Source organism: Noviherbaspirillum sp., assembly GCF_035654295.1.
Lineage (GTDB): Bacteria > Pseudomonadota > Gammaproteobacteria > Burkholderiales > Burkholderiaceae_D > Noviherbaspirillum.
In genome coordinates, this window is record NZ_DASRXF010000100.1 from 1 (window position 1) to 15059 (window position 15059).

Annotated in this window: 14 protein-coding genes and 1 pseudogene; 9 read left to right on the forward strand and 6 right to left on the reverse strand. The window is 60.8% G+C overall.

What is annotated here, in order from left to right; all coding sequences use genetic code 11:
• The first annotated feature begins 136 nt into the window (after nucleotides 1-136).
• Entirely contained in the window at nucleotides 137-883 is a 747-nt protein-coding gene (gene phbB, locus VFF99_RS10680; RefSeq protein ID WP_325017679.1) for an acetoacetyl-CoA reductase, read from the forward strand.
• 245 nt (nucleotides 884-1128) lie between these two features.
• Nucleotides 1129-1821, forward strand: a complete 693-nt coding sequence (locus VFF99_RS10685; protein ID WP_325017681.1) for a phasin family protein — start codon at nucleotides 1129-1131, stop codon at nucleotides 1819-1821.
• A 63-nt stretch (nucleotides 1822-1884) separates the two neighbouring features.
• Here the strand turns inward: VFF99_RS10685 and VFF99_RS10690 are convergent, their stop codons facing one another.
• From VFF99_RS10690 to VFF99_RS10700, 3 genes are all read right to left on the reverse strand, one after another.
• Nucleotides 1885-2694 (reverse strand): Crp/Fnr family transcriptional regulator, encoded by an 810-nt coding sequence (locus VFF99_RS10690; protein WP_325017764.1) that lies wholly within the window; start codon nucleotides 2692-2694, stop codon nucleotides 1885-1887.
• A gap of 420 nt (nucleotides 2695-3114) precedes the next feature.
• Nucleotides 3115-3759, reverse strand: a complete 645-nt coding sequence (locus tag VFF99_RS10695) for a response regulator (protein ID WP_088709131.1) — start codon at nucleotides 3757-3759, stop codon at nucleotides 3115-3117.
• A complete protein-coding gene (locus tag VFF99_RS10700; protein WP_325017684.1) occupies nucleotides 3756-4922 on the reverse strand; it encodes a PAS domain-containing sensor histidine kinase in 1167 nt (388 codons plus the stop codon). The genes VFF99_RS10695 and VFF99_RS10700 overlap by 4 nt, the downstream gene beginning before the upstream one ends.
• 471 nt (nucleotides 4923-5393) lie before the next feature.
• On the opposite strand from VFF99_RS10700, the gene VFF99_RS10705 reads away from it, so the two are divergent.
• The gene (locus tag VFF99_RS10705) at nucleotides 5394-5843 is read left to right on the forward strand and encodes a DUF2721 domain-containing protein (RefSeq protein ID WP_325017686.1); all 450 of its coding nucleotides are present in this window, start codon (nucleotides 5394-5396) and stop codon (nucleotides 5841-5843) included.
• A gap of 9 nt (nucleotides 5844-5852) precedes the next feature.
• Here VFF99_RS10705 and VFF99_RS10710 read toward each other — a convergent pair whose 3' ends face one another.
• The 3 genes from VFF99_RS10710 to VFF99_RS10720 form a co-directional block, all read right to left on the reverse strand.
• Nucleotides 5853-6605, reverse strand: coding sequence for a U32 family peptidase (locus tag VFF99_RS10710; RefSeq protein ID WP_325017688.1), 753 nt, complete (start codon nucleotides 6603-6605; stop codon nucleotides 5853-5855).
• A gap of 200 nt (nucleotides 6606-6805) precedes the next feature.
• Nucleotides 6806-7189, reverse strand: a complete 384-nt coding sequence (locus VFF99_RS10715) for a hypothetical protein (protein ID WP_325017690.1) — start codon at nucleotides 7187-7189, stop codon at nucleotides 6806-6808.
• A 20-nt stretch (nucleotides 7190-7209) separates the two neighbouring features.
• The gene (locus VFF99_RS10720; RefSeq protein WP_325017692.1) at nucleotides 7210-7803 is read right to left on the reverse strand and encodes a hypothetical protein; all 594 of its coding nucleotides are present in this window, start codon (nucleotides 7801-7803) and stop codon (nucleotides 7210-7212) included.
• A gap of 297 nt (nucleotides 7804-8100) precedes the next feature.
• On the opposite strand from VFF99_RS10720, the gene fliQ reads away from it, so the two are divergent.
• The 6 genes and pseudogenes from fliQ to VFF99_RS10750 all read left to right on the forward strand — a co-directional run.
• Nucleotides 8101-8367 (forward strand): flagellar biosynthesis protein FliQ, encoded by a 267-nt coding sequence (fliQ, locus tag VFF99_RS10725; protein WP_325017694.1) that lies wholly within the window; start codon nucleotides 8101-8103, stop codon nucleotides 8365-8367.
• A gap of 11 nt (nucleotides 8368-8378) precedes the next feature.
• Nucleotides 8379-9143: a flagellar biosynthetic protein FliR gene (locus tag VFF99_RS10730; RefSeq protein WP_325017696.1), complete on the forward strand. Its 765-nt coding sequence runs from the start codon at nucleotides 8379-8381 to the stop codon at nucleotides 9141-9143.
• Nucleotides 9144-10229: an EscU/YscU/HrcU family type III secretion system export apparatus switch protein gene (locus tag VFF99_RS10735; RefSeq protein ID WP_325017698.1), complete on the forward strand. Its 1086-nt coding sequence runs from the start codon at nucleotides 9144-9146 to the stop codon at nucleotides 10227-10229.
• On the forward strand, nucleotides 10226-12277 hold the full coding sequence (gene flhA, locus VFF99_RS10740; RefSeq protein WP_325017700.1) for a flagellar biosynthesis protein FlhA: 2052 nt from the start codon (nucleotides 10226-10228) through the stop codon (nucleotides 12275-12277). The genes VFF99_RS10735 and flhA overlap by 4 nt, the downstream gene beginning before the upstream one ends.
• Before the next feature lie 21 nt (nucleotides 12278-12298).
• On the forward strand, nucleotides 12299-13009 hold the full coding sequence (locus VFF99_RS10745; RefSeq protein ID WP_325017702.1) for a flagellar hook basal-body protein: 711 nt from the start codon (nucleotides 12299-12301) through the stop codon (nucleotides 13007-13009).
• 644 nt (nucleotides 13010-13653) lie between these two features.
• Nucleotides 13654-14994 (forward strand): annotated as a pseudogene (locus VFF99_RS10750) (hypothetical protein); the annotation flags it as partial.
• Nucleotides 14995-15059: the final 65 nt, after the last annotated feature.

Consider the following 15059-nt stretch of genomic DNA (forward strand, 5'->3'; position numbering starts at 1 on the left):
CGGACACGCTCCCGGCCCGAACTATTCCACGATGCCGGCATCGAACAGATCTGGTGCATGCGCCAGGCTTCCACTCGTCTGTCAAGACGCGAAGCGGAAGGGAAAACATCTACAACATATCTGCAAGGGGCACATCATGGACGACAGGAAGGTGGCAGTGGTAACGGGCGGCATGGGAGGACTTGGAGACGCGATTTGCACCCGGCTGTTCCGCTCGGGGTATCGCGTGGTGGCAACCTATTCGCCGCGCAACCAATCGGCGGACGAGTGGGTGGATGTTCACCGGAAGGAGGGGATCGAGGTCGCAGCATACAAGGTCGATGTGTCCGACTATGCGTCCTGTGACGCGGGCGTCAGGCAAATCGTCAGCGATACGGGGCGCATCGACATCCTGGTCAACAATGCCGGCATCACCAAGGATGCGACGCTGAAAAAGATGACGCTGGAAGACTGGCAGACAGTGCTGAGGACCAATCTTGACAGCGTCTTCAACATGACGCGGCCGGTACTCCACGGCATGCTCGAATCGCAGTGGGGGCGCATCATCAACATTTCCTCCGTCAACGGGCAGAAGGGCGCGTTCGGCCAGGTCAATTACTCCGCCGCCAAGGCCGGCGTGCACGGGTTCACCAAGGCGCTGGCGCTGGAGGTGGCGAGCAAGGGCATTACCGTGAATACGGTTTCGCCCGGCTACCTGCGCACGAAGATGGTGATGAAGGTGCCGCAGGACATCCTGGAATCGAAGATCCTTCCCGAGATCCCGGTTGGTCGGCTGGGAGAACCGGACGAGGTGGCCGGACTGGTCGCCTATCTCTGTTCCGATGAGGCAGCATTTGTGACGGGCGCCAATATCGCCATCAACGGCGGGCAGCACATGCACTAGCACGCGCCGTCCTTCCGCTTGCCGCATGCGCTTTTGCGGGGCAGTTACGTCGATTGATCTGCCTCAAGCGCAGGGCTGGGCAGGTGGAAGGACGGATTGAATGCGGACAGAATATAGCAAGCCCGATTACCGTCAGGCCGGACTGCAGGCCCGGCATTGCTTACCTGCTGCGCAGGAATGCCGAGCCGCTCGCTGCAGACTCTGGCCGAGTCTCACTCCCATCTTCCCTTCCCAGGAGAGCCATCATGCAGAATGCAAGCAATCCTTTGGTTTCGATGTACAACACGCAGCTTGAAGCATCGCGCAGGTTCGCCGAGGCAGTCTTTTCGGGCACCGAGAAAATCGACCGCGTGATGCGCGGCGCCACCCAAAGGGCCTTCAACGAGCAGCTGAACCTGGTGCAAGCCATTACGACAGCCGGCGATCCGCGCTCGGTGGGGACGACGCTGCAGTCAAACTTGTTCGCGCGTAATCCGGACGACGCCGTGAACTATCAAAAGGAAATCGTGCGCATCATGGCAGAAATGCAGAATGAGATCAGCCAGTCGATGCAAGACTACATGGACCAGATGCGTTCAAGTACCGCCGTCAGCGCGGCCCGCCCGCATCATTCAGGGCACGGGCAGGCCAACAACACCGCCTTCAATCCGATGACCAGCATGTTTTCAGTATGGGAATCGGCGTTCAAGGAAGTGGCCGAGCTGGCCAAGAAGAACATGGTCGTCGCGCGCGGCGCCGCGGAGCAGGCCGCCGGCAGGTCGGCGCAACAGGCGGCGAGCTATGTCGATGCCGTGACGACGGCGGCGCAGGAAGCCATGGCCCACGCGGTTGACCAGGCCGCGAGGAATGCCACGATCGCAACCGCCGAGGCGGAGGCCGCTGCTTCCACCGATGACAAACGGGGCAGCCATTCTTCCGGCCACGGACGCAAAAAGTAGATCAATGAAAAAAGCCCTGTCCGAGGACAGGGCTTCTTGCGAGGGAAAAGTGCCTGGAGGCGCTTATGCGGTAGCCAGCGAACCCCATTCATCGTCCGGCTGGTCCGATTCCTTCGGCGCAGCCTTCGATTTTTTCGACGCAACCTTCGCCCGCGTGCTGGACGGCGGCAGGCGGCGCAGGGTCTTCAGGGCATCGAGGTCCTTGATGCCGATCGAGCGCTGGTCGACCGTGATGAGACCGATTTCGTTGAAGGCCGACAGCGTGCGGCTGACGGTTTCCAGGGTCAGGCCGAGATAGCTGCCGATTTCATGGCGAGTCATGCGCAGGTTGAACAGCTTGCTGGAATATCCCATGTCCGCATAGCGTTCCGACAGGTTCACCAGGAAACGGGCCACGCGTGCCTCGGCGCTCAGCGCGCCCAGCATGCTGACCATCGCCTGTTCGCGCACCAGCTCGCGGCTCATCACGCTGTACATCGCGTGCTCGAACTCCGGATGCGCGCGGCCAAGCGCCGTCAGTTTCTTGAAAGGCAGCAGGATCAGGTCGCAGTTGGAGAGCGCCACTGCTTCAGAGGCGTAGCGCTTGGTGTGGATGCCGTCAACGCCGAACAGGTCGCCCTTCATCGGGAAGCTCAACACCTGCTCGTTGCCGAACTCGTCGATCAGCACCGTCTTCAGGAAGCCGGAGTGCACGATGTAGAGCGTATCGAACGGCTGGCCGATGGTATGGATGCGCTGGCCAGTCTTGAACTGGACGTGCTGGAACAGCAGTTCCTCGTCGGTGTGCACGGCGGCGGAAGGAATGCGCAGCACGTCGCACAGTTCCTTCAGGTTCGACCACAGTTTGCCCTGGCGTTGCCAGCCCGCTTCCACGGAAGATGAGTGCACGGCCGGGACGCCGGCCTCCGAACGGGGTTCAGTCATTTGCGTGGATAACATGGGCTTCTCCTAATTCAGTTCATTCGTTCTATTCGTCCGGAGGCAGGGCAGCGGGCACCGGTTGAAGTGTCGCCTCATGCGCACCGAAAAGCTTTTGTCCGGTTCTTTGCCGGCCACCGGGCAAAAGCACGTTGTTCGCTTGTCATGCTTCGGTGTGGATGATCAGTATCGCAACCGCAACTGCCGATTGCTATCGGGTTGAGCTGAATTGAAATGTAGGTGCCGGTTGCGGCATGTAAGAATCCGCCTACAAATGGGCGGGAAGTTTTCCGATTGGACTTTCAGGAACAGGCGCAGCGGAGGGGGCGACATGCGCCGCCCGTGAGGAGCGGCGGCTGCGGGAAGAGGGGATTTTCAGTTCTTGAGCGGGCCCAACAGACGATGCTGGACCGCGTACTGCACCATTTCCGCGAGGGAATTCATGTTCATCTTGGTGAGGATGCGGGTCTTGTGCGTGCTGACCGTCTTGGCGCTCAGGTGCAGCAGGTCGGCGATCTCGGTGATCGACTTGCCGCTGACGAGGAGGGTAAAGACTTCGAATTCCCGGTTGGAAAGCTGCTTGTGCGGCAAGTCCTCGTTGGAGGGCATCACATCCATCGCCAGCTGCTCGGCAACTTCCAGGCTGATGTACGGGCGGCCGGAAGCGACCTTGCGGATTGCGCTCACGAGCTGCGTGCCCGCGCTTTCCTTGGTCAGGTAGCCGCGCGCCCCGGCGCGGATGGCACGCACCGCGTATTGCTCTTCCTCGTGCATCGTGAGGATGAGGATGGGCAGCTTGGGAACCTCGTCCTTGATCTGGCGGATCAGCTCGACGCCGCTGCGACCAGGCATGGACAGGTCGAGCATCAGCAGGTCGAAGCCGCCCTTGCGGACGTGCGCAAGGGCTTCGAAGCCGTCGACGGCTTCACCCACGACCTCGATGTCGTCGGCTCCATCAAGAATGCGCTTCAGTCCTTCGCGCATGATAGTGTGGTCGTCGGCGATAACAATGCGGATCATGGATGTGTGGTCGGCGGCTGAGGGCTCTGCTCTGTGTTGAAAATAGGGTCGATCGGTATCGACGCGTGGATGGCGAGGCCGTGCGGTGCAACATTTTCGATGCTGATTGTACCTCCAAGCACGAAAATGCGTTCCTGCATGGCGATCAGTCCGTAGCACCCCGGCTTGAATTCACTGCCGGCGGCCAGGCCGATGCCGTCATCCTGAATCATAACATCGAGTTGGTTTTCGGTATGTTCCAAAATAATCCGGGCGCTGCGTGCATGGGCATGCTTCTCGATGTTGGACAATCCTTCCTGCACCACGCGGAAGACCGCGGACTCGATCGGATCATCCAGTTTGCCGTTCATGCCGGTGCTCTCGACAGTGCACGAGATACCCGTCTTCTTCTGGAAATTCTCGGCCATCCATTCCACGGCAGGCAGCAGCCCGAAGTCGTCCAGGAGCGGAGGGCGCAAGGCGGAAGCCATGCTCTTCGTCATGGTGATGACATTGTCGAGCAGCCCCTGCATCTGGGCCAGCCGGGCCGGCAGGCCGTCGTCCGTCTCGGGCAAGCTGTTCTCCAGCCAGTCGAGGTCGAGCTTGAGGACGCTCAGCCGCTGGCCGATATCGTCGTAAAGCTTCCTCGAGAATCGCCGTTTCTCGACTTCGGTCGCCTGCTGCGAAGAGACTGCCCAGCGGCGCAGGTCGTGCGGCCGCGCCAGGCGCCGTTTCGTGTCGTGCTCGCCCCGGTGGCTGCCGGGCTCGTGCAGGATCAGCGCCAGGAACAGTTCGCCGTGAACCGTGACGCGCGAGATGCTGGCATTGAAGGTCAGGAACTGGCCGTCCGCATGCAAGCCCTTGAGCTCAAGCCTCGTCCGCCGTCCGGAAAACCGCGTAGCGGCGAGGCGGTCGATATGCCGCCGCTGCTCGCTGCCGGTACGCGGCGGAATCAGGACGTCGAGCGGCTTCTCAAGCAGGTGGTCGGCGGGGTAGCCGAACATCCTCTCGACCTTCTGGTTGACGAGGACGATGTGACGCATCGAGTCCACGATGACCACCCCATCCATCGCAGACTGAATGACCGACAATAGCGACGGCCCCACCTTCGCGGCAGGGAAGCGCGACAGGGAGGTGATGAAGTTAGGCAAATTGCCTGTGCTGTATTCCAATTGTGTGGTCATCGCAATTCTCTGTTGCCAATGCCTGTTCCCCGGTCGCATGTGCGCGCCTGAAGCAGTTCAGTTTCAGTCACCGGAAGGAGCGGGCGGCCCGGCATTGGACAGGGTTCCACGGAACCGGAGGACCCTCGCTGACACCGATCAGCCCGAGGGAATGGAAGCCTTGCGTGCTTCAGCCGGCACCCGGATTTCACCGGTTTCCGCCCTCATCTATCAGCCTATAAGACCGTCTTCCGCTCAAATTAACAGAGCAAATTGAAGTTGGATTGAGAAATAACAACCAGTCGATTGCGATAAGGTAAGCGGATCGGCCTTCGGTTCCAGCGGGTATTGTGATCTTTGCGCTCGCTCAATCCGGGCCGTTCTGGCTGCCCTGAAGCACGTGTCGAGCAACATTGCGGACCCATCCTGTTACACTACGCCGTCCCCGGCAGGCAGGGCGGGAAGGTTTCCATCATACTGCTTCGATCACCAATGGATATTCATCTCACCGACATCAGCCACATCATCCAGCTCTCGATCGCTCCGGTATTCCTGCTCACCGGCGTCGGGACCAAGCTTGCCGTCCTGACCAACCGCCTTGCGCGCATCATCGACCGCTCGCGCGTACTCGAGGACAGGCTTTCCAACGGTGCGGGCGGAAGCTTCGCCGACGCGCAGTCGGAGCTGCTGACCCTGTACCGCCGCGCCCATCTCATCAACCGCGCGATAACCCTGAGCACCTGCTGCGGCTTGCTTGTCTGCGTCGTGATTGCGGCCCTGTTCATCGGCGATGCGCTCAAGCTTGCGCTCGCGAAATTCATCGCACTCTGCTTCGTCCTCGGCATGTTCTCGCTCATCGGCAGCTTCGTCTACCTGCTGCGCGAAATCTTCGTGGCGACCCAATCGCTATCGCGGCGTTTCCTGCCGTCCGCCAGCAAGTAGCGCGTCGGCTCAAGGAAGGATGCCGGGACGCGCGAGGCAACGATCGATGGCGTGACGCCAGCGGCGCACCAGCATCGCGAGTTCACGGGGCATGTCGCTCTCCGTGCCAACCTGCACGGCGCGCACGCCGAGGGATGCCAGCAACGGCAGCCGGGCCAATGCCTGCTCCCTCCGGCGATCCGCGGAAAACCACGCGTCATTGCATGCTGCGTCCCCCTCCACAGGATCGTGATCGACATCCATTAGTTCGATTTCAACGCCGGCCGCCGACACGATCTCCACAAGTTGCGCGGTCGAGACCGTCGAGGGAACCAGGATCCGGGCGGCATTCAGCTGCACCGCCATGAGCCGTGCCGTCCTCGCGCAGACGGATGGCGGCGCAAGGGCATGCACGCGCAGTGCCGGATGCCTGACTGCGCTGTAGGCAGCGAGCGCCGCATCCGATAAGACAACGGCGTCCACCCCGCACTGCTCCGCCCATGCAAGCGCTGCGCTCCGTTCTCCCCATGTGGCGCCGGCAGGCATCGCGAGGTCGAGGACAAACTTTCGCGCCCTCCGGTGCGCATACCGGACCGCTTCAGCCAAACGCTCGTTCCTTGTGTTGCGGAGCGTCATGCCGGCCGTCTCATAGGGCACCCTGACACAATCGGCACCCGAATCAATTGCCGCCCGGACCGATGCGGGACTGGTCGCCGGGCAGCCAAGCTGTAAAACGGAGGAGGTGGAAGCGGCCGGCGCGGTGCCTCTCGATGCAGGTTTCATGAGGCACCTCCATCGGGAATGGAAGGCAAAAGCGCTGGCATGCGGCGTGTGCGCGGGGTACGACAGATGTTGCCTGAGAAAGAGAAGGACATGGAACCCCCTTATTTCTTGAGTGCAACCAATTTCAATCTAGCAGTATTTCCTGAAAGAAGCTTGAGTTTTCGCAACCATTGTGCGGTGCAAGGGGGGGCGCACGAGCCCTAAGCTTGTGCCGAAAGGAGGTGAGCGGTGGCGGATTCAATGAGTTTGAGAAGAGCGGGATCGCGTTCCATTGACCCCTGGACATCGTCCACCAGTTGATAAAACCTGGGGTCGTTGATGAGGTTTTCCCCGAAGTGCGAGAGCAGGATTGCCTCAAGCAAGACCCGGAAGGCCTTGCGCCCCCTGTGCGGATCATCAGGATCGATATTCCTGATCCGACGTCCGATGAGAGCCTCCAGGTTCTCGGGGCTATAGGCGGCGGGCTGAGCCGGCCGCGAAGCGGATGCGGCTCGTTTTTGCGGCGGGTTGAGTTCCGGGCGAGCCGCGAGCTGGGCGCGTATGACGGAAACCAGTTGCCCCACGTTGCTGATCGAATGCGCCATTTGTCTATGCTCGCCGGGTTTTAATGGTTGTTATCTTTTCCGGCATACGCGGAAAGGAAGACATGGCGAGTGCTTGCATCTTCCGACATGGCGGCGACGTCTTTGGGTTGAAAGGATTCCGGGGGTAGCTTGTCCAGCTCGTCGATGATTTTTTGCATGTCCTGGCTCAGCACGGGATGTTCGGTATTGCATTCGATCCCCCGTTGCAGGGACATGCGGGCATCAGCCAGATCATCGGCAATCAAATGCATCAAGCCGCGGCTGAAATGAGCGAGCGCATGATCGTTACCCAGTTCCTCGAGCGGTCTTAAAGTTTCCCGCGCCTTGTCGGCCGCACCCGCCGTGAGCCACAGCAGGCCGAGTTGAAAACGAGCGATGGACAGTGCGGGATCCAGCGCGACGGCCATTTCCATTTCCGCTCGCGCATTGTCGTACATCCTGATCTGCGCGTATTCCGCTCCCAGAAGAAAATGGGCTTTCCCGTTCGCATCAGGACGGGATACTGCTTCCTTGAGATACCCGATTGCGGCGCCGGATTCACCGTTGCTACCGGCCTGAAGTGCCAGATGAAGGAGTTCGGCCTGGTCAAGGCGCGAGAGGGGATTGACGGTCATGGCTTGTTCAAGTCCTGAGTGTGGGCGAACTATAGTGTCGCCGTTGATACACCGTCAAGCTGATCCGCCCGTAATGACATCCCTGCACGAATCGCTTGTTGGTCCAGGAAATACTTCTGGCGCAAGTGCCCGGATTCCCCAACCAAGATTAGAGAAATTAACACTTTGACAATGGCAATGCGCCTCGATACACTCGCCGGCGATCTGACATTTGTCAGTGTGTCAATGCGTTCGCTGTGAAGTATCTACGTCGATGGGCGGGATGCGTCCCGGCCGCCGTTCGTTTGGGGGACAAGAGTGAAGCCGGACCTTGCAGTGCAATTGCTTGCGGATGTTCTCTGGAATGCGCTGATCATTTCTGCGCCGCTGCTCGGGGTGACCCTGGTCGTCGGCCTGTGCGTCAGCGTTCTCCAGGTGGTGACCCAGGTGCAGGAAATGTCGCTCACATATATCCCGAAGATTGTCGCGGCGGTCCTGGTGCTGGTCATGTTCGGGCCGTGGATGCTCAAGCGTCTCCTTGCGTTTTCCGCGAGCCTGATCTCCGGCATTCCTTCGCACTTCTAAGCGCGCCGGCCATGTCGATGCTCATCGATTCACGCTGGCTCGCCTGCATATATCTGCTGGCGCTTCGACTCGGCGTACTGCTGGTGATGACCCCGATCTTCTCGACCCTGTCCGGACTCGCCGTGCTGCGCGTGTTGTTCACGCTCTCTGTCAGTCTTGCTATCGCGTGGGGCATGGACGTCCACTTGCCCGATGCGCCGCAGTCCGCAGGATCGCTGTTCGCGGCATCGTTGGCCGAACTGGCGCTTGGCGCAGCGATGGGGTTTGGTGTGTTTGCTGCGTTCGGCGCCTTTTCCGTGGCCGGCAAGATACTCGACGTGCAAAGCGGGTTCGGCATCGGGTCCGTATTCGATCCCGTCACGCGGGCAGGTTCTCCTCTCTTCGCGACCATTTTCAACATGCTGGGCCTGGCCGTTTTCTTCGGAATGGACGGGCACCACGCCTTCCTGCGCGGCGTCGCGTTCTCGTTGCAGCAGGTGCCACCCGGGGCGGGTTGGCAAGCCCTGACGCCGGAAGCGGCTCTCCGCCAGTTCGGTCTCATGTTTTCGCTGGGGATCGCATTGGTCGCGCCCGTCATGTTTTGCCTCTTCCTGATCGAAATCGGATTGGCACTTGTGTCGCGCATTCTGCCGCAGATGAACGTATTCGTGGTCGGCATTCCAGTGAAGATCGTCGCAGGCGTCGCAATGCTTGCGCTGACCGTCGGCCATCTGGGGCCGGTAATGGGCCGAGTGTACGCATCGGCCTTCAATTATTGGGAACAGGTGTTGCGCTAAGTGGCTGACCAGGATTTCGATCGCAGTGAAGAGGCGACCCCGTACAAGCTTGAGCAGGCGCGCAAGCAAGGTTCGGTCGCAAAGAGTCAGGACCTGACGGCCGTGGCCGTGCTTGCCGCGCTGGCACGAACCCTGTTTGCCTGCGGTTGGGACGGCGTGCGCCAGACTGCGCGGCTCCAGCAGTCCATTCTGAAGCACATGCGCGACCTTGACTGGGGTGCCGATGGCGTGTCGGCTTGGCTCGGCCAAGTCCTGGTCGGCATGCTGAATATTCTCGCTCCCCTGTTTCTGGCGCTCTTGATTGTCGCGATCCTGGTCAACCTGTTGCAGACCGGTCCGATCTTGAGCGTCAAGCCCTTGACGCCGGATATGGACCGTCTCAACCCTGCAATGGGATTCAAGCGGATATTCTCGGCGCGCGCCTTGTATGAGGCGGTAAAGAGCGTCTTCAAACTCGTTATCCTGGGCGCGGTCGCCTTCATCGTTATCCGCGACGATATCGCCGGACTGACGCTGCTCTCCGCGATCGACACCGGCGCCTATCCCCGCATCCTGCTCGGCATGACAGGCGGCCTGCTGTCCAAACTCGTGCTTGCACTGCTGGCGGTTGCCATCATCGATTATTCCTATACCCGCTGGGAGTTCGGCAGGCGCATGCGCATGAGCCGCCGGGACGTACGCGACGAAGTCAAACAGAGGGAAGGCGATCCGCGCATCCGCGCACGCGTCCGCGAGCTGCGTATGGAAATGCTGAAGCGGAGCAAGGCAATGCGCAAGCTGCCTTCCGCCGATGTGTTGATCACCAATCCGACGCACCTCGCCGTCGCCTTGCGCTACGAACACGGCGAGGCCCTTGCGCCGCAACTGGTCGCCAAAGGTGCAGGCGAACTCGCGTGCAGAATGCGGCTGGCAGCTGCGCGGTACAACATTCCGGTTGTGCAGAACAGGACGCTCGCCCGGACGCTGTTCCGCGAAGTGGAATACGAAGGCTTCGTTCCCGAAAAACTGTATCCCCAGCTCGCCAGGATCATGGTCTGGGTTTACGCACTCCGGGAAGCAAAGCGCGCAGGCGGGAGCGGGGCATGATGTCGCCGCTGCGCCGTGTATTCCACAACAACACCGACCTGGCGCTGGTGCTGCTTGTCGTGGGCGTGCTCACCATATTGTTTACCCCGATTCCCTCAGCGGCACTGGACTTCCTGATCCTCGCGAACTTCAGCTTCGCCATGCTGATCCTCCTGCTTACGTTCTATATTCCCAGGCCGGTCGAATTTTCGACTTTCCCTTCCATCCTCCTCATCGCAACCCTGTTCCGGCTCTCGCTGAACGTGGCGGCCACGCGGCTGATCCTGTCCGATGCTGACGCCGGACGCGTCATTTCGGCGATCGGCGCCTATGTCGTCGGCGGGAACTACGTGATCGGGCTCATCGTGTTCCTGATCCTCGTCGTCGTGCAGTACGTGGTCGTCACCAACGGCGCGCAGCGGGTGTCGGAGGTGGCGGCCCGCTTCACGCTCGACAGCATGCCCGGCCAGCAGATGAGCATCGACGCCGACCTGAACATGGGATTCATCGACCAGGAAGAGGCCCAACGCCGCCGCAAGAACCTTGAAAAGGAGTCCGGCTTCTATGGCGCGATGGATGGGGCGAGCAAATTTGTCAAAGGCGATGCGATCGCCGGGATTGTGATCCTGCTCATCAATATCGTCGGCGGCCTGGTGATCGGCGTGATGCAAATGGGGATGCGCTGGGACCAGGCGCTGCAGACCTTCACGCTGCTGACCGTCGGCGACGGCATCGTCACCCAGGTGCCCGCACTCGTGATCGCAGTCGGTACCGGCATCATCGTTACGCGTTCTGCCTCCGACGGCAATCTCAGCCAAGAAGCTTTGCTGCAGATCACCTCATTCCCGAAAGCCATTCTTGTCGTTTCCGCCGCGCTCCTGGCGCTTGCCTTTCTTCCCGGGATTCCCGCCGCGCCGGTGCTGGTCATCATGGCCCTGTTCGTCACCGCCGCTTGGCTCGTTCGACGAGGTAGATCGAATGGAAGCGAACAGGAGGTGGAGTCTGGAGAGGCGACGAACGCCGGGAATGACAAGAGCACGTACGACCTGTTGCAGGTGGAGCCCATTGAAGTCCTGGTGGGCGCCAACCTGACACCCTTGGTTAGCGGGGAGCAGACCGTATTCATGGACCGCATTTCAGCCACGCGCAAGCAGTATGCGCTCGATGCCGGCATGGTGTTGCCATCCGTACGTTTCCGCGATTCTGCGCAGCTCGGCGCCAATGCGTATGAAATCAAAGTCTTCGGCGTCACTGCCGGCCGCGGAGAAGTGATGACGGACCGTACGCTGGCCATTCACGCCGGCAGTGAAAAGCGCGCCATCAATGGGATCGAAACGCGCGAACCAAGCTACGGCCTGCCCGCGGTCTGGATCGAGGATTCCGAGAAGGAGGTCGCGCGCGCAGCCCAGTACACGCTTGTGGACTCGGCCACCGTGTTCATCACGCACCTGAGCGAAGTGTTGAAACAACAGTCAGCGATGCTCCTGACGCGCGCCGAAACCGACCGGCTGCTTCAGCGCGTTCGGCAACAACAGCCTGGGCTGGTCGAGGAACTTGTTCCGACGGTCCTCTCCGTCGGAGACCTGCAGAAGGTCCTGCAGAACCTGCTGAAGGAAAAGGTCTCCATCCGCAACCTGGAAGCAATACTCGAAACCCTGGCCGACGGCGGACGCGGGAACAAGGATCTGGGTTACCTGACTGAACTGGTGAGACAGAAGCTCGGAGCATCGATTTGTCAGTCGCTACTCGGGGACATGCCTGCCCTGCATGTGCTGACCCTGGATCCCGCTGTCGAGCAAAGTCTGATGCAAAGCCTGCGCTCGGTTGAGGCGGCGGGCGCACTGGTGGTCGAACCCAAGCTCGCGGAGCAACTGCTTGGACGGATGGCAGCGCACGCCGAGCGCATGATGAAGAACAACATGCTGCCGGTGCTGCTGTGCTCGCCCGATCTGAGAAGGCACCTGCGCGTGTTGTCGGAGCGCGTGATCCCGCACATGCGGATTCTGTCCATGACCGAGATCCCGAATTCGGTCAGCCTGAAATCGTTCGGAACGATCAGCTTGCAGTGACCAGGGAGCGAATTGTGCGCCGTGAAAGGAAAAAAATTGGATGCACTGACAGTGACTGCGGTCGGCATGCAGGAAGGCCTGATGCGCCTGAATGGCATCAGCCAGAACCTGGCCAATGTGACGACAGCGGGCTATAAGCGGGTGGTTTCTTTCAGCGAGCATATGGAAGGCACATCGGCAGTGAATCGGGCAATGCAAACGGTCGTCGACACGAGTGCAGCCCCGCTGCGCCACACGGGAAATGCGATGGATGTGGCAATCGAAGGCGATGCTTACTTTGAAGTAATGACGGAAGGCGGTCCGGCCTATACCCGCCATGGCGCGCTGCACGTGGACGCACGGGGCCGCCTCGTGAACGTCCAGGGATATCCGGTGGCGGGCACCGGTGGAGAGCTGTCCGTATCCGCAAATGGCGTGCTTATCGAACGCAACGGCGACGTGAAGCAAGGGGACCGTGCAGTTGGACAGCTCAAGCTGGTGCGCTTTGCACATCCGGAACGGATGGCAGTGCTGGGGAACGGCCTTTTCGGCCAGGGCGAGGCAGGCACGGCCGATGCAAATGGCGGAGCTTCACCGTCGTGGTGTTCAAGGACGAGGTCACCCGGGAGGATGTCGCCGGCAAGCAGACGATCGAGGAGTTTCTCGACAGCGTTCCGAGGGAGCAGCGGCAGGGCATTCTCGGCAAGAACAAGAACGAGGCATTCGAGGCAGGCGACCTTACCAGAGGCATGATCAAGAGCAGATGGAAGGATGTCCGTGCGCGCCTTGAGCGCCTCCGAAACAGGGGCACCGAAAACCCTTCCGGCAAGTAACAATCCCCCCCCTCCCAATGTATTGACGGCAGGAACAAACTGCCCCCTGAGTCATAAAGCTTATTCGTGATGCCGGGTTCACCTGGGTTGCCTCCTCCCTTCTGTCCGGGATGGCATCACGACTTTTATTCAGGGCGAAAAATGCAAAGCAAAGCACGTCACATCTGCCTCGATGCTGGTCAATCCCGAGCTGTGCGCTTCCTCTCGGGCCTTCATGTGAATCTGGAGGATGGAAAGAAATCGAGCTGGGTCACCCTTACCCGCACCGGCAAGTTCACGGATCCGCGTTACGGCGACTTCGAGATCACCCGGTCGATGTTGTTGGCCATGGTCGACAACTTCAACAAAGGTGTGTTTGGCCAGGACGTCTTTATCGATGTTGCGCACCGCCCGAATGACGGCGCCGCCGCGAAGGTGCTGAAGTTGTCGGTCGAAGGTGACCGGCTGCGTGCCCTGTGCGAATGGACGCCGTTTGGCTTAGACGCCATCAAGAACAAGGGGTATCGGTACCTCTCGCTCGAGTACCACGAACACTGGACGGACAACGAGACCCGGGTCAACCACGGTCCCGTCCCCTCCGCGTTCTCCCGGATGATCAACATCCTGGAGCGAACCGCCGATATCGGCGCCCGGCACGCCGCGAACTTTGTCGGCCTGGCATGGCGGGATGGCCAGCTGATCGTCAACGAGGGGCCGGACTGCTACTTCACCGAGCCGGAGAAGCAGTGCCCGTACCACAACCTGACTTTTCCGACCGGTACCGTCAGGGAGGCGCGCCAGGTGCTTAACGCGTTCCAGAGCACGTTCAAGAAGAACGCCGCTACCTTCCCCCTGGTCTGGGCGCTCGGAGGGCACCTGAAGGTCCTTCTGGGCTTCTGGCCGCACATGATGATCCAGGCGAGCAAGGGCTCCGGTAAGTCGACCCTGATCAAGCGCCTCGAGCGCGCGATCGCCTTCACGATGTTCTCTGGCCAGTCCCTCAGCACCGAGTTCCGCCTGCTGACGTCAATCAGTGCGACGTCGCACCCGGTCGGGTGGGAAGAGCTGTCGGCCCGCCGGCAGGACGTGATCGACAAGGCCGTCGGTATGCTGCAGGAGAACTACCAGTACACGGTGACCCGCCGCGGCACGGAAATGACGGAATACCTGCTGGCGGCGCCGGTGCTGCTCGCCGGCGAGGACGTGCCCGTGCGATCGCTCCTGGGCAAGATCATCCGGACGGACCTGTCGGGCAAGAAGGGGCCGCTGATGCCGGACGAGCTGCCGCGGTTCCCGGTGCGTGCGTGGCTGGAGTTCCTGTCTCGCCTTTCCCGCACCGAGGTCCTGCAGCGGTACCGGGATGTCCGCCAGATGTGCCTGAGCGCCTCCAGGGCGAGCGGGCAGGACGACGGCGCGCTGCGCATGTCGGCGAACTATGCGGCCGTCTTCCTGGCCTGGCAGTACCTGTGCGAGTTCGTCGGCTACGAGCACGACCATGGGGACTTCGACGCGGATCTGTTTGAGGAAATGAACCGCCACATCGGCGAGACTAGCGCCGATCGGGAGCCGTGGGTCTGGATCATGGAGACGGCCCTGTCCGAGATCGCGGCCGGACGCTTCACGTTCCCGTATGCCTGGAAGGATCCGAAGGACGAGGAGCACGCTGCGCTGCTGATCCGGACAAGCCACATCATGGACCACATCTCGACGACGCCGGCGCTGCGCGAGAAGTGGAACGGCCTGCCGGTCAAGAGCGATCGCGTGTTCAAGAAGCAGATGATGGACGCCGGCGTGATCGAGGACCAGCCGGTGGAGAAAACGATCGGGAACAAGCGGGTATCGAACCTGCAGGTCATCCCGCTGAAGAAGCTGGCCACGTTTGGCCTGTATGCGACCCCGTCGGAAGACAGGGGTTATCACGAGTGACAAGGGGAGGGTTAGATGGAGTACTTGATTCTTAGCAAAAGCAGGACAGCAGGCATTGCAATGTG